Genomic DNA, 24,539 nt, shown 5'->3' with positions numbered 1-24,539 from the left:
AAAGATACTTGCTACCGTTTTAAGATAGATTTACTTACTTTGTAACAGTAAATATGCTAAAGAAAATTATCACTATTTTTTGCTTTTATGTAAGCAGTTTAACTTTTGCTCAAGTAGGAGGTGAGGCTACTTACCAGTTTCTTAATTTGGTGTCATCGCCACGTCAAGCAGCATTAGGTGGTAAAGTTTTAACAAATGTGGATTACGATGTTACCCAAGCCCTTTATAACCCAGCAACGATTAATGTTGAAATGGATAATCAATTAGCTATTAATTACACGAGTTATTTAGGAGGTATTAGTTACGGTACTGCAGCTTATGCTTATACTGTTGATAGGCGTACGCAAACTTTTCACGCAGGTGTTACTTATATAAATTATGGTTCTTTTGAAGGCTATGATGAAAACGGTAACGAAACAGGAACATTTACAGGTAACGAAGCCGCTTTATCAATGGGTTATGCTTTGCAAATTGGGTATTCTGATTTTTATTTCGGAACAAATTTAAAATTAATTACCTCTAAATTAGAGCAATATAGTTCGTTTGGTGCTTCGGTAGATTTAGGATTATTATATATAAATGAAGATTTAGATTTTCATGCTGCCGTTGCTGTTAGAAACTTAGGAGCTCAAATAACAACTTATGCGGGTTTAAATGAGCCCTTGCCTTTTGAAGTCGATTTTGGCATGTCGCAGACTTTAGAACACGTACCTATTCGCTGGCATGTTACCTTCGAGAATCTTCAAGATTGGCCTATTGCAAGACCAAACCCAGCGAGAACGACAAGCGATTTAAGTGGGAATCAATCTAACGAAAAAATTGGATTTTTAGGACAAGTAATTAGGCATACTATTTTAGGTGCAGAACTTTTCCCCCAAGGCGGATTTAATATCAGATTAGGTTATAATTTTCGTAGAAGTGAAGAACTTCGAATATTAGATCAACGCAATTTTTCAGGTTTGTCTGCAGGTATTTCAATAAAAATGAACAAAATGCGCTTTAGTTACACGCATGCTAAATATACAAGCGCAGCTAATTCTAACTTTTTTGGTTTGCAAATAGATTTACAATAATAGTATTCAGTAAACAGTCGTAGTATCCAAGCTCACTCAAACAAATTATTTTCATTTTAGCAATAATTAAAGTGATTAGTGTTTCTTACTTTAGTGCACTTTAATTATTTTAGGCACATCAAATCAAAAAATGAATAAAATTACAATAGCCATAGATGGCTTATCTTCAACTGGAAAAAGTACCGTAGCAAAACAAATAGCAAACCATTTGGGTTATGTGTATGTCGATTCTGGTGCCATGTATCGAGCCATAACGTTTTATGCGATGCAAAATGGTTTGATTAGTGATGATGACTTTAATAAAGAAGCACTTATATATCAATTACCAAAAATTAATATCAGTTTTAAATTCAATGAAAACTTAGGTTTTGCTGAAGTGTATTTAAATGAAGAAAATATTGAAAAACAAATACGAACTTTAGAGGTTTCAAGTTTTGTTAGTAAAGTGGCTGCGGTTTCAGAAGTACGTGAGCAACTAGTAAAACAACAACAGAAAATGGGAGAAAATAAAGGTGTGGTTATGGATGGTCGAGACATTGGCACTGTTGTTTTTCCGAAAGCTGAACTTAAAATATTTATGACGGCTTCAGCTGAAACTAGAGCTCAAAGGCGTTATGAAGAGCTTATTGAACGCGGTGATGATGTTGATTACAATGCTGTTTTAAAGAATGTACAAGAGCGTGATTATATAGATTCTAATAGAAAAGATTCTCCTTTAATAAAAGCCGATGATGCTATAGAAATTAATAATTCTAATTTATCATTACAAGAACAATTCGATAAGATTTTGCAGCTAGTAAAAATGACGATAGAAAATTGTGAGTAAGTATCAATTGCAGTTTTCAGTTTTTAAAATTACTTGCGAATTTGTGGCAGCTAAAAAAACGAATCTTTAACTTAATAAAGATCCGCTTTTAAAATGTTTTATCTTAAATCTTTTATGGATTCGGAATAATTAATTCTTGATTTGGGTGAATTAAATCCGGGTTTTTTAAAATATCTGAGTTTGCTTTAAAAATATCTTGGTATTTTGAAGCTTTTCCATAATACTGAATAGCTATTTTTCCTAAAGTTTCACCACTTTTTACAGTATGTCTATGGTAAACACTTTCATCAGCTATTTTAATATCTGCCATAATATCGGTTGGGTTTTCACCACCAACAGCTTTAATTTCATCCCAAAGTAGATTTTTCTCATAAGGTGTTTTGGCGATTCCCCAAACTTTTAAAACGCCATTTTCTTCTTGTACATCGCCGTTTTGTATGTTTAATTCTTGTCCTAAATCTAGTACAGATTGGTATTTTGCTTTCATTGTCATAGTGTTATATATTTAATTATTTATCAAGCTAAATATAGTAAAAGGACTTTCAAAAAAACGTGTTTTTTTACTTTAATAACAGTTCTAATAACCAGTAGTTTAAAATAGTTTAATCAAATTAGGCTAATTTATTGAAAATATGTATTTTTGCACTCCTTTTAGCGAATTATTGGAAAGATAAAGGGATTGAAACTAAAAATAAATAACACTTCTGTGTGTTAATTGCTTAAATCTTCCGAGGCATACAGAATACAAAAACGTAGTGTAATCATAAATTTCTGCGAAGATGGAAATATTAAATTACAATTACATAATTATTTTAAATGGCTGAAAAAGCAAAACAAGCTGAAGTTGAAGCAACCGATGCTGCAACAGTAGAAGCTCCAGTGGTATCTGAAGCAAAAGCAAACCCTGAAAAATTCTTAAAAGACTTTAACTGGCACAATTACGAAGAAGGAATTGATGAAGTTGATGACAAACAATTGCAAGAATTTGAAAAATTAGTAGCAGAAAACTTCGTTGACACTTTAAATGATGAAGTTGTTGAAGGTACTGTAGTTCACATCTCAGATCGTGACGCTATTATCGACATCAATGCAAAATCTGAAGGTGTTATTTCTTTAAACGAATTTCGTTACAATCCTAGTTTAGCAGTTGGCGATAAAGTAGAAGTATTAATTGATGTGCGTGAAGATGCAACGGGTCAATTAGTGTTATCTCACAGAAAAGCACGTGTAATTAAAGCATGGGATAGAGTAAATAAAGCACACGAAACTGGTGAAATCGTTAATGGTTTTGTTAAATGTAGAACTAAAGGTGGTATGATTGTAGATGTATTCGGTATCGAAGCATTCTTACCAGGTTCTCAAATTGATGTTAAACCAATTAGAGATTACGACCAGTACGTAAATAAAACTATGGAATTTAAGGTTGTAAAAATCAACCACGAATTTAAAAACGTAGTTGTTTCTCATAAAGCTTTAATCGAAGCTGATATTGAAGAACAAAAGAAAGAAATTATTGGTCAATTAGAAAAAGGTCAAGTATTAGAAGGTGTTGTTAAAAACATCACATCTTACGGTGTATTTATTGATCTTGGTGGTGTTGATGGTTTAGTTCATATCACAGATTTATCTTGGTCTAGAATTAATCATCCAAATGAAATAGTTGAGTTAGACCAAAAATTAAATGTGGTAATCCTTGATTTTGATGAAAACAAATCAAGAATCCAATTAGGATTAAAACAATTAAGCAAGCACCCTTGGGAAGCTTTAGCTGATACTGTAAAAGTGGGAGATAAAGTAAAAGGTAAAGTTGTTGTAATTGCAGATTACGGTGCATTTATTGAGGTAGCAGATGGTGTTGAAGGATTAATTCACGTTTCTGAAATGTCTTGGTCTACACACTTACGTTCTGCTCAAGATTTCGTATCAGTTGGAGACGAAGTAGAAGCACAAATCTTAACTTTAGATAGAGAAGATCGTAAAATGTCTCTTGGTATCAAACAATTAAGTGCAGATCCATGGACAGATATTACAAGCAAATACCCATTAGGTTCTAAGCACACTGGTGTTGTACGTAACTTTACAAACTTTGGTGTTTTTGTTGAATTAGAAGAAGGTATCGACGGATTAATTTATATCTCTGATTTATCTTGGACTAAGAAAATCAAACATCCATCTGAGTTCTGTGCAGTAGGCGATAAATTAGACGTTATTGTTTTAGAATTAGATGTTGAAGGACGCAAATTAAGCTTAGGTCATAAACAAACAACAGATAACCCTTGGGATAAGTATGAAACTGAATTCGCTCTAGAAACAGTACACACAGCTGCATTAACTGAAATAGTTGATAAAGGTGCTACAGTTGAGTTTAATGAAGATATCGTTGCATTTGTACCTTCTCGTCACCTTGAAAAAGAAGATGGAAATAAGCTTAAAAAAGGAGAAACTGCCGAGTTTAAAATTATTGAATTCAATAAAGAATTTAAACGTGTAGTAGCTTCTCATACCGCTATTTTTAAAGCAGAAGAAATTAAGAATGTAAAAGCAGCTGCTAAAAAAGCAGCTACTGCTGCAGCAGAAGCAAAACCAACTTTAGGTGATGCTAATGATGCTTTACAAGCTCTTAAAGACAAAATGGACGGAAAAAAATAATTAAAATATTATTTTTTATTTCCGTGTAAACGGAAACCTAATTTATAAAATCAAAGCCTTCAAGAAATTGAAGGCTTTTTTATATACTATAATTTTAATAAAATTTATTAAAAATCAATAATATGTTAAAATAATGTGTATTTCATAGAAAAAAAGTTAAAAATATAAATTTTTGATATTTAAAAGGTTATATTCATAATTGTAATTAAAAATTTAACATATAAACATATAACAGTAGAATTGTAATAACCTAAAAGTTAAAAAAGATAGCATTCATAATTCAATTTGAATTTTAGAATTTGAAAAATACAATATAGTCTCCCTAGGCATAATTAGTTTTTTATTAACCTTAAATCTTATTCATTATGAAGAAAATTATTTTTTTAATTGTTTCACTTTTTTATGTGTTAGTAATTGCAGCGCAAAGTGGAGACACAATTAACGATGCAATTGTAATTGATGGTAATAATGTAGCTCTGAATATATTAGATTATAATTCAGCTACACAATCGGGTCTTACTCCATCTTGTGGTTCAACCGAGGATATTTTTTACATGCATGCTGTTTCAACTGGTGATAATAAAATTACAATTGGAATGACAAGCTCTAGTGTAATAATAGCTGCAAGTGTTGAGTATCAAATACTATTGGCACCCAATGGAGATACTAATAACCTTCAGCTGGTAACCTGTAGTTCATATAGTGTTCCGTTGATAATAGGAGGTAGCTTTGAACAAGTTATTGAAAATGTGACAGATACAGATGTGTATTACCTTCGCGTATATAAGCCTACTGGCTTAGGAGTCGAATTAACTAATTTGTTAAATGGTACATCAATTACTATGATGAGCGAGTTTGATGCGTCTTTATCTACTCGTGATACGATTAAGGACAAAATTAAAATTATAGTAAACGAAGATGAAATAAAACTTTATGGAAGTAAACATAATGCTTATGAAGTTTATAGTTTAGATGGAAAAAGAATAGTTTCGAATACTTATAGAGAACAAATTAACTTAATAAATGTTTCTCAGCTTAATAAAGGGTTATTTGTTTTAGTTCTTACAAATAAGACAAGTAGGAACGTGTATAAATTTGTAAAGAAATAATCAATTATGTCTAGTTAAAAGCCTCTTAGAAATTTGAGGCTTTTTTTATTAGTGTAAAACCATTGCAAACCCTAAAATTTTAGCTTAACTTTGCACTCCAAATACGTTTGGATAGTATATGAGTCAAAAAGTTTTACTTAACGCAAAAGAGGTAAACATCATTCTTCACCGATTGGCTTGTCAACTTATTGAAAAACATAACGATTTCTCTAACACTGTTTTAATAGGCCTACAGCCTCGTGGCGTGTTTTTAGCCGATAGATTAGCCAAAATACTAACTGAAGATTACAAGGTTAAAGACATTAAGCTAGGACATTTAGATATTACTTTTTTTAGAGATGATTTTCGTAGAAGTGACAAACCTTTAGAAGCCAACACAACAAAAATTAACTTTCTAGTTGAAGATAAAAACATTGTATTTATTGATGACGTGTTGTATACAGGGCGTAGTATTAGAGCTGCATTAACAGCAATTCAATCGTTTGGAAGACCAAACGAAATAGAGTTACTAACGTTAATCGACAGACGTTTTAGCAGGCATTTACCTATTCAGCCCGATTACAGAGGCAGACAAGTAGATGTAATAAATAATGAAAAAGTAAAAGTAAACTGGAAAGAATATGATAATGAAGATTCGGTTTACTTAATAGAAAAATAATTAAAAGCAATGAGCGAGTTAAGTGTCAATCACTTATTAGGAATAAAATATCTTAAAGAGCAAGATATTCAACTAATTTTTGAAACTGCCGATCATTTTAAAGAAGTGATTAATAGGCCTATTAAAAAAGTACCTTCGCTTAGAGATATTACTATTGCCAACTTATTCTTCGAAAATTCTACAAGAACGAAACTATCTTTTGAGCTTGCCGAAAAACGTTTATCTGCCGATGTTATTAATTTCTCATCAGCACAATCATCAGTAAAAAAAGGAGAAACCTTAATTGATACGGTAAACAATATTTTATCTATGAAAGTAGATATGGTCGTGATGAGGCATCCTAATCCAGGAGCAGGCGTATTTTTATCAAAGCATGTAAAAGCAAGTATTATAAATGCAGGCGATGGTGCGCATGAGCATCCCACACAGGCACTTTTAGATTCCTATTCTATTAGAGAACGATTAGGTGATGTAAAAGGAAAAAAAGTAGTTATTGTGGGCGATATTTTACATAGCAGAGTAGCGCTTTCAAATATATTCGCACTGCAATTACAAGGTGCTCAAGTTATGGTTTGTGGACCAAAAACATTAATTCCAAAATACATAGACAAGCTTGGAGTAAAAGTTGAAACAAACTTGCGTAAAGCATTAAATTGGTGTGATGTAGCCAATATGCTTCGTGTTCAAAATGAGCGCATGGATATTAGCTATTTTCCATCAACAAGAGAATATACACAGCAGTTTGGAGTTAATAGAGAACTATTAGATTCTTTAGATAAAGAAATCACTATTATGCACCCAGGACCAATAAATAGAGGCGTAGAAATTACAAGTGATGTAGCCGATTCTAAACAAGCGATTATCTTAAATCAAGTTGAAAATGGTGTTGCGATTAGAATGGCAGTTATATACTTATTGGCTTCAAAAATAAAACAGTAGATCATGATTTTAGATCAAAACGGAAATATTTCAATCATTACTCAAGAAAAAGTTACAATAGTTGAATTAGTTAAAAAAATTCAAGCGTTATACCCTAAGTTTAAAAACAATAACATTATTGTATCGCTAACGACACTTAACAAAATTGGTTTATCTGATATTGTTGAATTTCTAGAACTTTCTAATACACACAGAGCTTCTAAGCAATCATTCGTTATTGTTTCAGATAAAGTAAATCTTGAAGAAGTTCCTGATGAAATTGTTGTTGTGCCCACCATTCAAGAAGCTTATGATATTATTGAAATGGAAGATATGGAACGCGATTTAGGGTTTTAACAATGAAAAATTTTCACCTCGCAGAAGTAAATATTGCTAAACGATTGGCTCCAATGGATGACCCAATTATGCAAGATTTTGTAAATAATTTAGATAAAATAAATGCTATTGCAGATAGTAGTGAAGGGTTTGTTTGGCGATTGCAGGATGAAGATAAAGATGAAGCAGTAAGTATTTTTGAAGATGATACTTTAGTAATAAACATGTCTGTTTGGAAAAGTTTAGATGCTCTTTTTAAATACACTTATAATTCTGGGCATATTGAAGTTTTTAAGCGAAAAAAAGAATGGTTTAGCAAAATGAAAATGATGCATATGGCGTTTTGGTATGTTCCTGCTGGTTACGAGCCCACATTTCATGACGCAAAAGCACGTTTAGATTATTTAAACAAACATGGAGAGACACCATACGCATTTCGTTTTAAAAGTAAATTTACAGCTGAAGATTCTATAAATTACAAACCTGTTTTATAATATGAAGCTTTCCATATTAGGCTGTTATAGTGCCACACCAAGAGCTTTAACAAACACCACATCTCAAGTTTTAGAAATAAATAATCACATGTTTTTAATTGATTGTGGAGAAGGCACACAAGTTCAACTTCGTAAGCATAAAATTAAATTCAATCGTATAAAACATATTTTTATCTCGCATCTACATGGCGATCACTTTTTTGGTTTAGTAGGATTAATTTCGACATTTCGATTGTTAACACGCGAAGCAGATTTGCATATTTATGGACCAAAAGGGATAAAAGAAGTGATTACGCTTCAAATGAAATTAGCGGATTCTTGGACGAATTACAAACTTATTTTTCATGAATTAACTTCGAAAAAATCAGAATTAATTTTTGAAGATGAAAAAGTAGAAGTTTTTACTATTCCTTTAAATCATCGTGTTTATACAAACGGGTTTCTTTTTAAAGAAAAGGAAGGCGAACGTAAGTTAGATATTAAAGCTGTTGAAGATGCTAATATTGATACGGCCTATTTTAGAAAGCTAAAGCAAGGTTTTGATGTTGAAAATAAAGACGGTGTTTTAATTGATAACAATAAGGTTACAAAACCTGCAAACAAATCCAAAAGTTATGCGTTTTGCAGTGATACGATGTACAAAGAAGATATTGTACCCATTATTAAAAATGCCGATGTATTGTATCACGAATCTACTTTTTTAGAAAAGCATGCACATTTAGCACCAAAAACTAAGCACTCAACTGCAAAAGAAGCCGCCACAATAGCTAAACTTGCAAATGTAGGCACATTGGTACTTGGTCATTATTCAACACGATACGATGGCTTAAATGCTTTTAAAGAAGAAGCTCAAACCGTTTTTAATAATGTTGAATTAAGTGAAGACGGTAAGACTTTTAATTTTTAATTAAACTCTTTTAAATTTATAATCCATTCAATAGCTTCATGTAAACTTGTACAGCGCTTAATACTTTTCTTGGCAAATTGTTTTTCAATAGAAGCATTCATGTAAGTTGACATGTTGTACATTACTATGGCACTTGCAGAAATAAAATTATATTTTTTTTCTAATTTAACCCAATTTTGTGGGTCTACAGAGTAGTGATTAATTCTATTAGCAATAAATCCTAATTGGGCATGTTCTCCATAAAAATTTAATACTTCTGCAATTAGTAATTCAGCTTTTTTCCAATCAAAATGGATGCTTTCAAATAATTCACCCACAATAAATTTTTCAAAAAAGTAATAATTACCAAAAGGCATTTCTAATTTAAAGGGGTTTAATGTTTTATAATATTCAGAATCTTCAATTTTCATTTTTGGTTATTTAGGGTATGCTAATTTAGGAAAGTTCACACAAACAATTAAGAAAAAAGATTTTTTTTAATTATTTCTTATAACCTAAGAGATAAGTTGTTTTACTAGGACCAGATTTAACTTTGACTAATTTCAATTAAAAAGAGTCATTATTGTCAACATTAGAAATAAGGCATTCATTTCTTTAATAGAGTTTGTTATTTACACCAGAATTAACGTGTCCCAACACACTAAATTTATTAGATACGAACAGTGCATAGCCTGTTATATAATTTCTTGAAAATGACGGGAACCATTTTAAATCTTCAAACTCACATAAATGTATTTTACCTATAATACCTGTTTAAAGGTGACATTATTTTTTGTTTTTTTAGCATTAATAAGTGTATAAAGCAATCCAAAAACAATAATTATGGTTCCAACCAAAAGTCTGTATAAAAGTGTTACTTCTAAAAAGTAAAATACAACTCTAGCTATTATTACTAAAGCACCCGTAATTATTAGTCCGTTATGTAGCAAGCTTAAAAATTTTTTAATATCAATTTTCTTTTTTTCATCAGCAGACATAGAATTGTATCCAGCAATTAAGTTTGGATATTTTTTTACTAAAAGACCACAAATAATAAAAATGAGACCTATAAAGGTTTCTACAAAAAGCATTTTGCGTAAATTTGAACACATAAATATAATATTTATTTTACAGATATTAATAATGGAAAAGGATTTAGGAAGCTATAGAAGATCTTACGAAAAGCACGAATTGCTACTAAAAGATGTGCCAGAAAACCCAATGGAATTATTCCAAAAATGGTTTTATGAAGTAGATCAGTTTTTTGCTGAAGATGAAACTAATGCAATGACGGTTTCTACTATAGGAAAAGATGGTTATCCAAAGAGTAGAGTAGTGCTGCTTAAAAAATATACGTATGAAGGTTTTATATTTTACACCAATTATGAAAGTGAAAAAGGTAAGGCTATTGCCGAAAATTCACATGTATGTTTATCCTTTTTTTGGCATGGAGCTGAAAGGCAAATTATAATAAAAGGTAAAGCTGAAAAAATTGCTGAGAATTTAAGTGATGGTTATTTTGAATCTAGACCAAGAGGCAGCCAATTAGGAGCTATAATTTCAAATCAAAGTGATGCTATAGAGAGTCGTGAGTATCTTGAAGATAAATTACAAAAGCTTGAACAGGAATTTGAAGGTAAAGACATACCAAGACCAGATTATTGGGGCGGATATATTGTAAAGCCTGTTGAAATTGAATTTTGGCAAGGTCGCCCAAATAGATTACACGATAGAATTCGCTATAAACTACAAAAGGATTATAATTGGAAAATTGATCGATTATCTCCTTAAATATCAGTTCAAACACCTTTTCTTAAATTTTTAATTACACTTAATCGATAAAAAATGTATTTTATCGATTTTAGGTTCGTCGTTTATCGATTTTAAACTCAATTATATTAATTACCTGCACATGGTTAATAACTTTATAGAACCAAATCTAAATTTACCTACTTATGAAGTTATTAAAAAAGCTGCCTTTATTGGCATTGTTAGCTATCTTGACATTTTCTTGTACAACAGATAGCATTGATGAAAAAGCTGACGCTCTTGTTGAAAACTTAGTTGTTCCACCTACAAAAACAATTGAGATTGAAATTTTAGAACTTATCAATAATCATAGACTATCGTTAGGCTTAAATCCGTTAGCAGATTTGAATATTGTTAAATCTGTGGCTTATAGCCATACTGATTATATGGTTGATAAAAACGAAGTGTCTCACGATAATTTTTATACACGTAGTAATTATTTAAAATCCAAAGCTGGTGCAAAAAAAGTGTCTGAAAATGTGGCTTACGGATACAGTAGTGCAGAATCTGTAGTAAACGCTTGGATTCGAAGCGACGGACACAGAGCTACTATTGAAGGTGATTTTTCAAACTTTAATATATCGGCAGAAAAGAGTGACAATGGAAAATGGTATTTTACAAACATTTTCATAAAAAAATAATATTGTTTTTTAAAATAATAAAAACATAACCTTTTAATTTACTGATTTTTAGCACATGCTGTATTAGGTATGCAGTACAAGGAATTAACTGGTTATTTTGATAACTATGTAGTTGTTGAATTTAGCTTTAGGTATAAAATCCTCTCAGTTTTCTGAGGGGATTTTTTAATTGGTTTTGGTTCAGCTCTTTTTTGTGTCTTATTCTTTTAAATTTTGTACTATTCATTCTTCTGGAACCTGATCCCATAATCAATATATGCCCTTCTGTAATATGCCCGTGAACCACTATTAAATTCCCGTCTTTATCGTTTCCAAGGATGGTTTTACTTTCTTTATGTATATAGTAAATTGGGAAGAAGGGTATATATGTCAAATTTTTATAGAATTTATCTAAGACCTTGCCTTCGTTCATTAGGCTTATAGTTAACTTTTTATTTTCTATTAGTTCTAATTTTACAATTGATTTTTTTGGTTTTATAGTATCCCATTCAAATTTATTGCTCTCTTTTAGAATTGTCCAAAGTAGAAAACCTGTTGAATCTTCCAAAGTATTATTGTAATAACCATTGATTCCGAACTTTTTGAATTCAGATGGCAAATATTCACTTTTTCGACTTAACTTTTTTGTAGAATAGCAGTTAGTTAATAAAACTGTGCAAATAAGAAATAGGATTTTTGTTGTTTTTTGGGCGTTCATTTTAAATTAAGCACAACTAAAGGATATAAATTATTTATAACAATCTAAATATATAAAAAAACCACCAAAAGAAAGTTCGTTCCTTTGATGGTTTTAATCATTATGAATTTAGCTTGATGTTATTCCATTTTAATCACGATAAATTGTGTACGTCTGTTTAATTGATGCTGCCCTTCGGTACAATTTATAGTGCCATCGCAATCATTTGCTAATTTACGCTCTCCAAAGCCGTTGTATTCGGTTATTCTTGAAGCATCAACACCATTAGCAATTAAATACTTGTAAGTTGCAATAGCTCTTTCTTTTGAAAGTATATCGTTGTATTCCGAAGTTCCTCTAGAATCGGTATGTGATTCTATTTTAATTACCATACTTGGGTATTTGTTCATCATTAAATCAACAATTCTATCTAACTCAACCGTACCATCACGACGTATATCATATTTGTTAAAATCGAAGTAAATTGGGTAGAGCTCTGTTATTGGTAATTCTTCTTTTACATCAGGGTATAAAACAATATCTGCATTTATACTTGTTACGCTATTTTCGATACCTTTTGTGATTACTGATCTTAAATCATCAATATAATTTTCCTTTTTGGTATTTATTTTATAATCGGTATCTCTATCAATATTGATTTCAAAATGTCCGTTTTCATCCGTTTGTAAATCTGCAATTTTATTATCGCCACTATCAAGCAGCAAAGTAACCATAACATTTTGCACTGGTTCATTAGTAGTAGCATCGGTAATGGTGCCTTCTATTTTTAATTGCGGAATTCTGTCGTAAGCATAAATATCGTCGCCACCAATGCCACCATCTCTATTGGATGCAAAAAAACCAGATAACCCATCATCATTCATGAAAAACGAAAAATCGTCTTTACTTGAATTTACGGGAACGCCCAGATTTAAAACACTAATGATCTCGTTGTTAGCGTCCGAAACGGTTCCGAAAATATCCAATAAACCTAACCCTGCATGTCCATCTGAAGAGAAAAACAAAGCATTTTCGCTATTTATAAATGGAAACATTTCATTTTTATCTGTATTTATAATGTTACCTGCGTTTTGAGGCGTTCCTAAAGAGCCATCAGTATTAATATCGACATAATAAATATCTGAACCTCCAAAACCACCAGATTTATCTGAGGTAAAATATAGTTTCGTATCGTCACTATTTAAGGCTGGATGCCCTGTTGAATATGCGTTGCTATTAAAATTAAGCTCTTCAACATTTGTCCATAATCCACCAATTAATGACGCTTTATAAATTTTTAAATGCGTTATGCCTTGTTCATCTTTTCCTAAAACGTTTTTATTAAAATCGTTTCTAGAAAAGTACATGGTTTTACCATCTTTAGTAATGGTTAATGGGCCATCGTGGTATATTGAATTTATATCGCCCTTTATTTTTGATTTATGATCAACAATACTATCCGTTCGATTTTGAGCCGTATAAATATCTAAAAATGGTTCTTCGTTCCAGCCGTAAATATGTTTTGTTGAAACACCTATATCTTTTGACGAGGCAAAATAAATAGTACCATCATGTTCGTAAGCTCCAAAATCACTATACTTTGAATTGAAGTTAACATCGGTTAAAAAGTAATGCTGTTTTGCATTAAATATAGAGTTGATAAAATCGCTATCTTTTGAAAATCTATCTTTTTTAACAACACCACCAGCTTCTTTAAAGCGTTTCAACCATATACGAGATGCTTTATAATCTTTAACGCCTCTTAAAGCTTGGGCATAGTTATAATAGTATTCTACAGGAATGTTTTCTTGTTGTACCGCTCTCTTATAATGCACTACAGCACTATCTGGATTACGCATATAGGCATAACTATCAGCTAATTGTCTGGTAGCATAATCTGCATTAAAGTCTTTTTCAATAAGATTATGGTAGACTTCAGCTGCACTTACAAATGAGAATTTATTAAATAAATTATCAGCTTTTTTCTGTGACCCATATTGTGCTGAGGCTATAAAACTTAGCATTAATATAAAGCAGGTTAGTAGGTAGTTTTTTAATTTCATTGGGACATTATTTTAATTAAAAAAATCTAATAGTTAAAAAGACATTTTTACTTGTAAGCACAATTAGGTTAATACTGCACTTGTTTTTATTCCATTTTTACAACTATAAATTGAGTACGTCTGTTTAATTGATGATCTTCTTCTTCACACTTTTCTCCATCTTCGCAACCATTGGTTAATCTACGCTCTCCAAACCCTTGGTGTTCTGTAATTCTTTCTGGAGCAATACCTTTTGAGGTTAAATACTCATAGGTTGAATTTGCTCTATCAATAGATAATTTATCGTTATAGGATAATTCTCCTCTAGAATCGGTATGCGATTCAATTCTAATAACCATATCAGGATAATCATTCAACATTAAATTTACTATTTTATCTAATTCTAAAGCGGCATCTTTTCTAATATTATGCTTGTCAAAATCGAAATAAATGGTGTTTAATTCTGCAAGCTTTACAACATCTTGTACAGGATTTAATAATAAATTTGCTGTAATGGTTGTAAGTTCTGTTTGCAAATTTTTGGATGTAAATGTTCGGTAATCATCAATATATTTTTCTTGACTACCAACAATTTTATAATCTTTATTTCGGTCTATATTAATTTGATAAAATCCATTTTCATCAGTTACCATATAAGCAATTTGATTGTCTTTGTCATCATATAAAGTAATCACAGAATTAGCAATAGGCTTTGTGTTAATAGCATCGGTTACTACGCCTTCAACTTGCATAATTGGTTCTCTGTGGTATGCATAAATATCGTCATCTCCACGACCACCTCTCCTGTTTGAAGCAAAATACCCAGTAATTCCGTTAGGGTTCATGCTAAAAGAGAAATCATCTTTATTAGAATTAACAGGAATTCCTAAGTTTACAACATCAACAAATTCGTTATCTTCTCCTTTAATTGTAGCAAATACATCAAGCAGACCTAAGCCTACATGACCATCAGAAGAAAAGAATAAAACATCTTCGTTATTTATAAAAGGAAAACCTTCTGCACTTTCTGTGTTTATAACATTTCCAAGATTTTCAGGCTCTCCTAAAGTTCCATCTGGATTAATATCTACAACATAAATATCCGATCCGCCAAAACCACCAGGTCTATCTGATGAAAAATATAACTTTGTATCGTCATTATTTAAAGCAGCATGTTGTGTAGAAAACTTATCGCTATTTATTGGAAGGTCTTCAATGTTTGTCCAGATACTATCTTGTAAAGTCGCTCTATAAATTTTCATGGCTGTTAAACCATTATTATCTCTTTTCCTTACTTGGTCATTATAATTATTTCTTGAAAAATACATGGTTCGACCATCTTTTGTAATGGTAACAGGACCGTCGTGATAAATAGAATTTACATCACCTTTTAATTTACCAGTATAATCTACATTTTTTCTTGAGCCAACTTCTGCGACATAAACATCTAAAAAAGGTTGTTCGTTCCAGCCATATAATCGTTTTACGGCTACACCTTCGTCTCTAGAAGAAGCGAAGTACACTTTTCCATCGTGCTCAAAAGCACCAAAATCGCTATATTTAGAATTGAAGCGGACTCGATCTAAAAAGTATTGTTGCTTTGCATTAAAAACACTCGTTATAAAATTAGCGTCTTTAGAAAAATCGTTGTCATTTACAACACCTCCAGAATCTATAAAGCGTTGCAGCCATACTTGAGATTCTTTATATTTTTTAATACCACGAAGCGATTGAGCATAACTATAATAATACTCAATAGGAACATTTTCTTGTTCAACTGCCTTTTTGTAATACCTAGAAGCACTTTGCGGATTTCTTAATAAAGCATAGCAATCCCCTAATCTCCTAGTGGCATAATCTGCATTGTAATTTTTTTCAAGTAATTCTTTGTAAACTTTTGCTGCCTTAACAAAAGAGAATTTATTGAATAAAGTATCTGCTCTTTTTTGCTTTCCTTGTTGAGAAAAAGCAGAGATACTAAGCGTTAAAGCTAAACAGATTAGTATGTGATTTTTTATTTTCATTTATTCAAAAATTTCTTATTAGAAATATCTTGGTGATTTTAATTTAGAACTTAAGAATTTGAATTCGTAAATTAATAATATCTCGTGAGTACCAGTGGTATATCTAGCAATATCTGAAATAGGTTTTTCGTATGCATAACCGATACGTAATTGTCTTGAGACTTGAAAATCTGCAAAACCACCAATGGCTGCTGTTTCTCTATTAAGTCTGTAAGAGCCACCTAACCAAAATTTCTCGTTAAACAAGAAACTTCCAGTAAAATCGTAAGACATAGGCGCGCCGTTAGTAGCTTTTAATAATACTGCAGGTTTAAGTTTTATGTTTTCACTTAAATCGACTACAACACCACCTGTAAAGTAATAACTGATACGCTCTAAGGCTTTAAAGTCATTTTGTTTATTAGCAAAATCGTTAGTTAATATTCTTGGAGCGGATAAACCAACATACCATCTATTAGAATGCCAAAAAACACCAGCACCAATATTTGGTGTCCATCTATCTTCTGTACCAAAAATTAAAGGATCGTTTACATTACCTGGATCGTTACGAAAGTCTGTATCGAAACTAAATTGTGTAAAACCAGCTTTTAAACCAAAGGCTAATTTACCATCAGAACCTGTTGGAATGGTATATGAAAAATCTCCATATACATAGGTAAAGTTTTGAGGGCCTAAATCATCTTCTATAAATGATAAACCTAAACCAATTCTATCATTTCTAAGAGGTGTATGAATAGAAAGTGTTTGGGTAATTGGTCCTCCTTTAAAACCAACCCATTGGCTTCTGTGTAATCCAACAACGCTTAAAGCTTCTCTACTACCTGCATAAGCAGGATTTACGGAGATTGTATTGAACATATACTGAGTGAATTGCGGTAATTGTTGCGCAACTCCAATCGTACAGCTAAATAATGCGATAGCGATTATGTTATGTTTAATAAGTTTCATAGGTTAAGGTTTTATTTGGTTCCTACGTAAATTGGACCAGTTAATGGTTTCAATCCACTATTTTCAAGGTTAATGATATAATAATATGTTCCGTTAGGTAATTTACCGTTGTTTCCAACAGATGATTTAGGAGAAGATCCATTCCAATCTCCTTGAGATCCAGAAGTTTTAATACTACCTAATGTATAATTATTTGAGCTGTAAACTAAAGCGCCCCAACGGTTAAATATTTTTACGTTAGCTGTGAATCCACATAAATCAATACCTTCAATATCAAAGGTTTCATTAAAGCCATCACCGTTTGGTGTTATTGCTTTCGAAATTGTAATATCGTTCTCACCACAAGGTAACACAACACAATCGGCATGTATGTTCATTGTTACTTCATAAATACTGATACATCCGCCTTCAGTAGTCGTATATCTAAATTTATATTCTATTCCATCACTTCCTGGAAGAAAATCTTCACTTAGCTCAAGTACTGTAGGGTTAAAGATGTTATCTGTAAGTGTTGCTGTTGGGTCACCTTCAAGTAATTCCCATGAACCATTAGTATTAACATCGCCTAATGTAGTATATAAATCGATAATACCATCATCGTAACAAGCGTCTGGTGCAATTACATCTGTGATTATTTCATCAAGAGATACATTTAGTGTTTGTGTATATACTTCTTGATTAGCACACTCATCAGTTACTGTCCAAGTTCTAATGATTTGATAATCTACTAATACATTCTCATCAAAAGAATTAGTTTCTTCAAAAACAACAGTTATGCCTGCGTTACCAGAACAGTTGTCAGAAAACTCTAACTCTGGAGCATCAGGAACATCAGCACAACTTACATCTAATGTTTCATCAAAAGTTGTTGTTGGTGCTGGAGCAGTTGTGTCTTGAACAGTTATTGTTTGTGTATGCGAAGCTATAAGTCCACATTCATCAGTAGCTATCCAAGTACGTTCAATTACATAGTTATTAGCACAGTTTCCGTTTATAATTACATCACTTACTGATACAGTAGCATTACTACAATTATCTGTTGCTGTTAATGTAGTAGCATTAGGAACTGCATCGCATTCCACAGTTATGTCTCCTGGCAATGTGCCTTCAAATTTAGGTCTGGTTGTATCTTGAACGTTTATGTTTTGCGAATGAATGGTTGTAAGTCCACTGACATCAGTTGCTGTCCAAGTACGTACTAATGTGTAGTTTGAAACACATGAGCCATCTATTCTTTCTTCTCCAAAAGTAACAACAGCAGTACCACAATTATCAGTAGCTGTAAGAGTTTCAGCATTTGGAATGTCACTACATTCAACAGTTGTATCAGCAGGTAATGTTTCAACAAAAGTTGGATTAATGTTATCCAATACTGTTACAACTTGTGTGCACGTTACACTATTTCCAGCTTCATCAGTAATAGTCCATGTTACTACTGTATCTCCTTGTGGGAATATTGTTGGAGCATCGTTTGCTATAGTTACTGAAGTACAATCTGAAGCACTTGGAGTCCCTAAATCAACATTTGAAGCAGTACATAATCCAGTATCAACATTTACAATCACATCTATAGGACAAGTAAGGGTTGGATCCGCATCATCAGTTACCGTTACTGTTTGTGTGCAGGTAGCGGTGTTACCAGAATCATCAGTTACCGTCCAAGTTACGGTTGTATCCCCTAATGGGAATGTTGCTGGCGCATCATTAGTTACGGTATCTACCGAACAGTTATCGTCTGTAGTTGGCGTCCCTAAGTTAACACTAGAAGCTTCACAAGTTCCAGGATCAACATTAACAGCCACATCAGTAGGGCATGTAATGGTTGGGTCAATATCATCAGTTACCGTTACTGTTTGTGTACAGGTAGCGGTGTTACCAGAATCATCAGTTACCGTCCAAGTTACAATAGTATCCCCTAATGGGAATGTTGCTGGCGCATCATTAGTTACGGTATCTACCGAACAGTTATCGTCTGTAGTTGGCGTTCCTAAGTTAACACTAGAAGCTTCACAAGTTCCAGGATCAACATTAACAGCCACATCAGTAGGGCATGTAATGGTTGGGTCAATATCATCAGTTACCGTTACTGTTTGTGTACAGGTAGCGGTGTTACCAGAATCATCAGTTACCGTCCAAGTTACAATAGTATCCCCTAGTGGGAATGTTGCTGGCGCATCATTAGTTACGGTATCTACCGAACAGTTATCATCTGTAGTTGGCGTTCCTAAGTTAACACTAGAAACTTCACAAGTTCCAGGATCAACATTAACAGCCACATCAGTAGGGCATGTAATGGTCGGGTCAATATCATCAGTTACCGTTACTGTTTGTGTACAGGTAGCGGTGTTACCAGAATCATCAGTTACCGTCCAAGTTACAATAGTATCCCCTAGTGGGAATGTTGCTGGCGCATCGTTGCTGACAGTTGAAACAGCACAATCAGAAGTTGTAGGTGTACCTAATACTACTCCGCTTGCAGTACATAAACCAGCATCCACAGTTACTGCTACATCAGCAGGACATGTGATAGATGGATCTTCATTATCAACTACTGTTACCGTTTGTTGACAAGTAGCCGTATTACCAGAACCATCAGTTACCGTCCAAGTTACAATAGTATCACCTAGTGGATATGATGCTGGTGCATCATTAGTTACGGTATCTACCGAACAGTTATCGTCTGTAGTTGGAGTCCCTAAAACCACAGTAGTAGAATCACAAGATGCAGCATTTACATTTACTGATACATCAGTAGGGCATGTAATGGTCGGGTCAATATTATCAGTTACCGTTACTGTTTGTGTACAGGTAGCGGTGTTACCAGCAGTATCAGTTACCGTCCAAGTTACGGTTGTATCCCCTAATGGGAATGTTGCTGGCGCATCATTAGTTACGGTATCTACCGAACAGTTATCGTCTGTAGTTGGCGTTCCTAAGTTAACACTAGAAGCTTCACAAGTTCCAGGATCAACATTAACAGCCAGATCAGTAGGGCATGTAATGGTTGGGTCAATATCATCAGTTACCGTTACTGTTTGTGTACAGGTAGCGGTGTTACCAGAATCATCAGTTACCGTCCAAGTTACAATAGTATCCCCTAGTGGGAATGTTGCTGGCGCATCATTAGTTACGGTATCTACCGAACAGTTATCATCTGTAGTTGGCGTTCCTAAGTTAACACTAGAAACTTCACAAGTTCCAGGATCAACATTAACAGCCACATCAGTAGGGCATGTAATGGTCGGGTCAATATCATCAGTTACCGTTACTGTTTGTGTACAGGTAGCGGTGTTACCAGAATCATCAGTTACCGTCCAAGTTACAATAGTATCCCCTAGTGGGAATGTTGCTGGCGCATCGTTGCTGACAGTTGAAACAGCACAATCAGAAGTTGTAGGTGTACCTAATACTACTCCGCTTGCAGTACATAAACCAGCATCCACAGTTACTGCTACATCAGCAGGACATGTGATAGATGGATCTTCATTATCAACTACTGTTACCGTTTGTTGACAAGTAGCCGTATTACCAGAACCATCAGTTACCGTCCAAGTTACAATAGTATCACCTAGTGGATATGATGCTGGTGCATCATTAGTTACGGTATCTACCGAACAGTTATCGTCTGTAGTTGGAGTCCCTAAAACCACAGTAGTAGAATCACAAGATGCAGCATTTACATTTACTGATACATCAGTAGGGCATGTAATGGTCGGGTCAATATTATCAGTTACCGTTACTGTTTGTGTACAGGTAGCGGTGTTACCAGCAGTATCAGTTACCGTCCAAGTTACGGTTGTATCCCCTAGTGGGAATGTTGCTGGCGCATCATTAGTTACGGTATCTACCGAACAGTTATCATCTGTAGTTGGCGTTCCTAAGTTAACACTAGAAGCTTCACAAGTTCCAGGATCAACATTAACAGCCACATCAGTAGGGCATGTAATGGTCGGGTCAATATCATCAGTTACCGTTACTGTTTGTGTACAGGTAGCGGTGTTACCAGAATCATCAGTTACCGTCCAAGTTACAATAGTATCCCCTAGTGGGAATGTTGCTGGCGCATCGTTGCTGACAGTTGAAACAGCACAATCAGAAGTTGTAGGTGTACCTAATACTACTCCGCTTGCAGTACATAAACCAGCATCCACAGTTACTGCTACATCAGCAGGACATGTGATAGATGGATCTTCATTATCAACTACTGTTACCGTTTGTTGACAAGTAGCCGTATTACCAGAACCATCAGTTACCGTCCAAGTTACAATAGTATCACCTAGTGGATATGATGCTGGTGCATCATTAGTTACGGTATCTACCGAACAGTTATCGTCTGTAGTTGGAGTCCCTAAAACCACAGTAGTAGAATCACAAGATGCAGCATTTACATTTACTGATACATCAGTAGGGCATGTAATGGTCGGGTCAATATCATCAGTTACCGTTACTGTTTGTGTACAGGTAGCGGTGTTACCAGCAGTATCAGTTACCGTCCAAGTTACGGTTGTATCCCCTAATGGGAATGTTGCTGGCGCATCATTAGTTACGGTATCTACCGAACAGTTATCGTCTGTAGTTGGCGTTCCTAAGTTAACACTAGAAGCTTCACAAGTTCCAGGATCAACATTAACAGCCACATCAGTAGGGCATGTAATGGTTGGGTCAATATCATCAGTTACCGTTACTGTTTGTGTACAGGTAGCGGTGTTACCAGCAGTATCAGTTACCGTCCAAGTTACGGTTGTATCCCCTAATGGGAATGTTGCTGGCGCATCATTAGTTACGGTATCTACCGAACAGTTATCGTCTGTAGTTGGCGTTCCTAAGTTAACACTAGAAGCTTCACAAGTTCCAGGATCAACATTAACAGCCACATCAGTAGGGCATGTAATGGTTGGGTCAATATCATCAGTTACCGTTACTGTTTGTGTACAGGTAGCGGTGTTACCAGAATCATCAGTTACCGTCCAAGTTACGGTTGTATCCCCTAATGGGAATGTTGCTGGCGCATCATTAGTTACGGTATCTACCGAACAGTTATCGTCTGTAGTTGGCGTTCCTAAGTTAACACTAGAAGCTTCACAAGTTCCAGGATCAACATTAACAGCCAGATCAGTAGGGCATGTAATGGTTGGGTCAATATTATCAGTTACCGTTACTGTTTGTGTACAGGTAGCGGTGTTACCAGAATCATCAGTTACCGTCCAAGTTACGGTTGTATCCCCTAATGGGAATGTTGCTGGTGCATCATTAGTTACGGTATCTACCGAGCAGTTATCGTCTGTAGTTGGCGTTCCTAAGTTAACACTAGAAGCTTCACAAGTTCCAGGATCAACATTAACAGCCACATCAGTAGGGCATGTAATGGTTGGTATAGTTGTATCACTTATAGTGATTGTTTGTGTCACATTAATAGAATTTCCACAATCATCAGTCACACTATATGTTCTGGTAATGATTTCAGGATTTGCACCACCATCAGAAACATCTGAAACAAATGCCACAATAGGAGTAATACCCGAATTATCAGCTTCGTCAGTTACCACTAATATATCTGCTGGAGGCACAGTGTCACCACATTCTATATTAATAGGAGCTGGATTACTGGCTGTAGGTGGTTCATTTATATAATCTAAATAGTCTATACTAATTATAATTGGTGTAGGAATTGGTTCTCCAGTACATAAACCTGTTGTTTGGTATCCTTGAATTAATGGAAAACTAAAGGGAACATTAGATATTGCTCCTGTACCAACAATAGTTCCATCTAATGAAACTTCAGGGCTAAAAGAAGGAGCGGTTAACATAGTACAGTCTGTGGTTACTGTCAATCTAAAACTAATATCTGCTAATACAGTATTAGGATCTGTTGGAACAGGCAATGTTCCTAAATCCCAAACAATAGAACCATTTGAACCAAACCCAGAACCAGTAGTATACACTGGAACATTTGTTGTTGAAAATGGAGGATAAGTATTAGTAATTATATTTAAATTACTTGGATTTACACTATCTGGGAGAGGTATAGTAATTATAGTATTATCTGTAGCTTCAGTACCTGTGTTTTTTATTTCTAAGGTATATTCTGAGTATTGACCAGGTTCTAGTATATCTGGTGGATTAGGAGTATTTCCGTTAACTGAAGTTATATTTAATATGCCTTCTGGTTCAGGAACATATGCATTTACAGAAAAAGTTAAATTGAAAATAATGTAAGTATCTTGAACTGATCCGTATCTAAATCTAGTATAGGTTTTATTATTAGGTATCAAAACATTTCCAGTGTTATCTATATTGAACATAACAATATCTAAGCCTGTATTATTCTGTAAATTAGGACTACGAAGATTTCCTCCTGTATCAATAGTAGAATTAAAAAAGTTTCCTGTTGTATTATTATTATGTGATAGTCGTTGATAACTATTATTGTTTAATGTTGAAAAATCAATTGGTTCAGTAGTATCATCATCACCGTCTGGTATTACCATTTCAATAAAGTCTCCAGTATATTGTACATCGCCTTCACCAGCCATTAAACCAAGCTTAACGTTGACATCTCCACTAGGTACTGCATTAAATCCTGAGATATCAATATTATGACTAGATACTACATTGGTAACATAAGCATGACCATCAAAAACAGTAATATCTCTCCAATTCATTTTAGAGTTTTCGTAAACTATTACCATACCCCAACCACCATAATAACCCGTGCCATCTGGATTTCCTTCTCTTAAGGCCATATCTGCAACAAAGTATTCACCAACTCCATTAGTTTTAACATAATCTGTAACCTCTGCATAACCAGCATACATATTACGTTGATTAGTGTTAGTTGGATATGCAATGTTTATTGGGTCAGCAGCTATACCCGAAGACGCAGCAGTAATTTCTGTATAATTTGCTGAGAGTGGGCCTTTTATAGATACTTTACGTTTATCGAAGTTTTTTGTTACTCCTCCTTTAGTTACTTGAAAAGTATTTGGATCATTATCGCCATCTGCATTATCATCAATAAGGGTATCTGCTCTACCCGTCCAATAAAGACCTGCATAAATAATGTTTGAGCAATCTGGAATTGCTCCATTTTCAGTAGAAAATGTTATCGTAGCAGAAGATGAATTAAGAGTATTGTTTCCTGGAACTGCAGTCCCATCAACATCAACATATTCCATGTCATTGTTATTGGGAGTTGTATTTCCATAATTAACTAATGTGAGGTTTGTATTTCCAATCATAGAAAAATCACCTTTAATACTATAAACAGTTTTTGTAGGTGTATCATTTGAAGTTCTAGGAGTAAAAGGAACTCTAACCTGACTATAGCTACTAAAGATGGATGTTAGAAATAAAACTGCAAAAAACATCAATCTAATAGAATTGTTATTTGCAAAAGATTTATTAGTGTATAGTTTTCTCATGTCGTAATCTTTTAAATTGACCTTATGCT

At 33.6% G+C, this 24,539-nt stretch carries 19 protein-coding genes; 11 read left to right on the top strand and 8 right to left on the bottom strand.

Translation table 11 applies throughout. The features are described 5' to 3' along the window. Positions 1-53 precede the first annotated feature (53 nt). Both porQ and cmk read left to right on the top strand, forming a co-directional pair. Positions 54-1,073: a type IX secretion system protein PorQ gene (gene porQ / locus RG22_RS00890; protein ID WP_034040008.1), complete on the top strand. Its 1,020-nt coding sequence runs from the start codon at positions 54-56 to the stop codon at positions 1,071-1,073. Positions 1,074-1,203: 130 nt separating this feature from the next. Continuing rightward, on the top strand, positions 1,204-1,899 hold the full coding sequence (gene cmk, locus RG22_RS00885; protein ID WP_034040006.1) for a (d)CMP kinase: 696 nt from the start codon (positions 1,204-1,206) through the stop codon (positions 1,897-1,899). Between the two features lie 112 nt (positions 1,900-2,011). Here the strand turns inward: cmk and RG22_RS00880 are convergent, their stop codons facing one another. Further along, positions 2,012-2,392: a LysM peptidoglycan-binding domain-containing protein gene (locus RG22_RS00880; protein ID WP_034040004.1), complete on the bottom strand. Its 381-nt coding sequence runs from the start codon at positions 2,390-2,392 to the stop codon at positions 2,012-2,014. Positions 2,393-2,715: 323 nt separating this feature from the next. Here RG22_RS00880 and rpsA point away from each other — a divergent pair, with 323 nt between their 5' ends. The 7 genes from rpsA to RG22_RS00845 all read left to right on the top strand — a co-directional run bounded on the left by rpsA (position 2,716) and on the right by RG22_RS00845 (position 8,970). Next, a complete protein-coding gene (gene rpsA / locus RG22_RS00875; protein ID WP_034040002.1) occupies positions 2,716-4,548 on the top strand; it encodes a 30S ribosomal protein S1 in 1,833 nt (610 codons plus the stop codon). A 365-nt stretch (positions 4,549-4,913) separates the two neighbouring features. Continuing rightward, entirely contained in the window at positions 4,914-5,657 is a 744-nt protein-coding gene (locus RG22_RS00870; protein WP_034040000.1) for a T9SS type A sorting domain-containing protein, read from the top strand. Positions 5,658-5,775: 118 nt separating this feature from the next. Then, the gene (pyrR, locus tag RG22_RS00865) at positions 5,776-6,315 is read left to right on the top strand and encodes a bifunctional pyr operon transcriptional regulator/uracil phosphoribosyltransferase PyrR (RefSeq protein WP_034039998.1); all 540 of its coding nucleotides are present in this window, start codon (positions 5,776-5,778) and stop codon (positions 6,313-6,315) included. A 9-nt stretch (positions 6,316-6,324) separates the two neighbouring features. Then, entirely contained in the window at positions 6,325-7,254 is a 930-nt protein-coding gene (locus tag RG22_RS00860) for an aspartate carbamoyltransferase catalytic subunit (RefSeq protein ID WP_034039996.1), read from the top strand. Between the two features lie 3 nt (positions 7,255-7,257). Then, a complete protein-coding gene (locus RG22_RS00855; RefSeq protein ID WP_034039994.1) occupies positions 7,258-7,590 on the top strand; it encodes a hypothetical protein in 333 nt (110 codons plus the stop codon). A gap of 2 nt (positions 7,591-7,592) precedes the next feature. Further along, positions 7,593-8,063: a DUF3291 domain-containing protein gene (locus RG22_RS00850; RefSeq protein WP_034039992.1), complete on the top strand. Its 471-nt coding sequence runs from the start codon at positions 7,593-7,595 to the stop codon at positions 8,061-8,063. Position 8,064: 1 nt separating this feature from the next. Then, positions 8,065-8,970, top strand: a complete 906-nt coding sequence (locus tag RG22_RS00845) for a ribonuclease Z (protein ID WP_034039990.1) — start codon at positions 8,065-8,067, stop codon at positions 8,968-8,970. Here RG22_RS00845 and RG22_RS00840 read toward each other — a convergent pair. Then, positions 8,967-9,380 carry a hypothetical protein gene (locus RG22_RS00840; protein ID WP_034039988.1) on the bottom strand — a complete coding sequence of 138 codons (414 nt, stop codon included), beginning with the start codon at positions 9,378-9,380 and terminating at the stop codon, positions 8,967-8,969. The genes RG22_RS00845 and RG22_RS00840 overlap by 4 nt on opposite strands. A 330-nt stretch (positions 9,381-9,710) precedes the next feature. Then, a complete protein-coding gene (locus RG22_RS00835; RefSeq protein WP_034039986.1) occupies positions 9,711-10,061 on the bottom strand; it encodes a DUF3784 domain-containing protein in 351 nt (116 codons plus the stop codon). A gap of 31 nt (positions 10,062-10,092) precedes the next feature. Here RG22_RS00835 and pdxH point away from each other — a divergent pair, with 31 nt between their 5' ends. Both pdxH and RG22_RS00825 read left to right on the top strand, forming a co-directional pair. Beyond that, positions 10,093-10,740: a pyridoxamine 5'-phosphate oxidase gene (gene pdxH / locus RG22_RS00830; RefSeq protein ID WP_034039984.1), complete on the top strand. Its 648-nt coding sequence runs from the start codon at positions 10,093-10,095 to the stop codon at positions 10,738-10,740. Positions 10,741-10,904: 164 nt separating this feature from the next. Then, positions 10,905-11,399 (top strand): CAP domain-containing protein, encoded by a 495-nt coding sequence (locus RG22_RS00825; protein WP_034039982.1) that lies wholly within the window; start codon positions 10,905-10,907, stop codon positions 11,397-11,399. A gap of 127 nt (positions 11,400-11,526) precedes the next feature. Here RG22_RS00825 and RG22_RS00820 read toward each other — a convergent pair whose 3' ends face one another. The 5 genes from RG22_RS00820 to RG22_RS17800 all read right to left on the bottom strand — a co-directional run bounded on the left by RG22_RS00820 (position 11,527) and on the right by RG22_RS17800 (position 24,510). Next, complete coding sequence (locus RG22_RS00820; protein ID WP_034039980.1) at positions 11,527-12,096, bottom strand: hypothetical protein; 570 nt, start codon at positions 12,094-12,096, stop codon at positions 11,527-11,529. A gap of 119 nt (positions 12,097-12,215) precedes the next feature. Beyond that, entirely contained in the window at positions 12,216-14,138 is a 1,923-nt protein-coding gene (locus RG22_RS00815) for an OmpA family protein (protein WP_034039979.1), read from the bottom strand. A gap of 86 nt (positions 14,139-14,224) precedes the next feature. Next, the gene (locus RG22_RS00810) at positions 14,225-16,141 is read right to left on the bottom strand and encodes an OmpA family protein (protein WP_034039977.1); all 1,917 of its coding nucleotides are present in this window, start codon (positions 16,139-16,141) and stop codon (positions 14,225-14,227) included. Between the two features lie 18 nt (positions 16,142-16,159). After that, the gene (locus RG22_RS00805) at positions 16,160-17,089 is read right to left on the bottom strand and encodes a PorP/SprF family type IX secretion system membrane protein (RefSeq protein WP_034039975.1); all 930 of its coding nucleotides are present in this window, start codon (positions 17,087-17,089) and stop codon (positions 16,160-16,162) included. A gap of 11 nt (positions 17,090-17,100) precedes the next feature. Further along, complete coding sequence (locus tag RG22_RS17800) at positions 17,101-24,510, bottom strand: HYR domain-containing protein (RefSeq protein ID WP_034039973.1); 7,410 nt, start codon at positions 24,508-24,510, stop codon at positions 17,101-17,103. Between the last annotated feature and the right edge of the window lie 29 nt (positions 24,511-24,539).

The organism is Wocania ichthyoenteri Th78, assembly GCF_000789235.1.
Taxonomy (GTDB): domain Bacteria; phylum Bacteroidota; class Bacteroidia; order Flavobacteriales; family Flavobacteriaceae; genus Wocania_A; species Wocania_A ichthyoenteri.
The sequence above is the reverse complement of the archived record's forward strand: the minus strand, read 5'-3'. Positions and strand labels throughout refer to the sequence as shown.

Bases quoted from the DNA above. Each gene is read 5' to 3' on its own strand.
- porQ (WP_034040008.1), top strand. From the start codon at position 54: ATGCTAAAGAAAATTATCACTATTTTTTGCTTTTATGTAAGCAGTTTA.
- cmk (WP_034040006.1), top strand. From the start codon at position 1,204: ATGAATAAAATTACAATAGCCATAGATGGCTTATCTTCAACTGGAAAA.
- RG22_RS00880 (WP_034040004.1), bottom strand. From the start codon at position 2,392: ATGACAATGAAAGCAAAATACCAATCTGTACTAGATTTAGGACAAGAA.
- rpsA (WP_034040002.1), top strand. From the start codon at position 2,716: ATGGCTGAAAAAGCAAAACAAGCTGAAGTTGAAGCAACCGATGCTGCA.
- RG22_RS00870 (WP_034040000.1), top strand. From the start codon at position 4,914: ATGAAGAAAATTATTTTTTTAATTGTTTCACTTTTTTATGTGTTAGTA.
- pyrR (WP_034039998.1), top strand. From the start codon at position 5,776: ATGAGTCAAAAAGTTTTACTTAACGCAAAAGAGGTAAACATCATTCTT.
- RG22_RS00860 (WP_034039996.1), top strand. From the start codon at position 6,325: ATGAGCGAGTTAAGTGTCAATCACTTATTAGGAATAAAATATCTTAAA.
- RG22_RS00855 (WP_034039994.1), top strand. From the start codon at position 7,258: ATGATTTTAGATCAAAACGGAAATATTTCAATCATTACTCAAGAAAAA.
- RG22_RS00850 (WP_034039992.1), top strand. From the start codon at position 7,593: ATGAAAAATTTTCACCTCGCAGAAGTAAATATTGCTAAACGATTGGCT.
- RG22_RS00845 (WP_034039990.1), top strand. From the start codon at position 8,065: ATGAAGCTTTCCATATTAGGCTGTTATAGTGCCACACCAAGAGCTTTA.
- RG22_RS00840 (WP_034039988.1), bottom strand. From the start codon at position 9,380: ATGAAAATTGAAGATTCTGAATATTATAAAACATTAAACCCCTTTAAA.
- RG22_RS00835 (WP_034039986.1), bottom strand. From the start codon at position 10,061: ATGTGTTCAAATTTACGCAAAATGCTTTTTGTAGAAACCTTTATAGGT.
- pdxH (WP_034039984.1), top strand. From the start codon at position 10,093: ATGGAAAAGGATTTAGGAAGCTATAGAAGATCTTACGAAAAGCACGAA.
- RG22_RS00825 (WP_034039982.1), top strand. From the start codon at position 10,905: ATGAAGTTATTAAAAAAGCTGCCTTTATTGGCATTGTTAGCTATCTTG.
- RG22_RS00820 (WP_034039980.1), bottom strand. From the start codon at position 12,096: ATGAACGCCCAAAAAACAACAAAAATCCTATTTCTTATTTGCACAGTT.
- RG22_RS00815 (WP_034039979.1), bottom strand. From the start codon at position 14,138: ATGAAATTAAAAAACTACCTACTAACCTGCTTTATATTAATGCTAAGT.
- RG22_RS00810 (WP_034039977.1), bottom strand. From the start codon at position 16,141: ATGAAAATAAAAAATCACATACTAATCTGTTTAGCTTTAACGCTTAGT.
- RG22_RS00805 (WP_034039975.1), bottom strand. From the start codon at position 17,089: ATGAAACTTATTAAACATAACATAATCGCTATCGCATTATTTAGCTGT.
- RG22_RS17800 (WP_034039973.1), bottom strand. From the start codon at position 24,510: ATGAGAAAACTATACACTAATAAATCTTTTGCAAATAACAATTCTATT.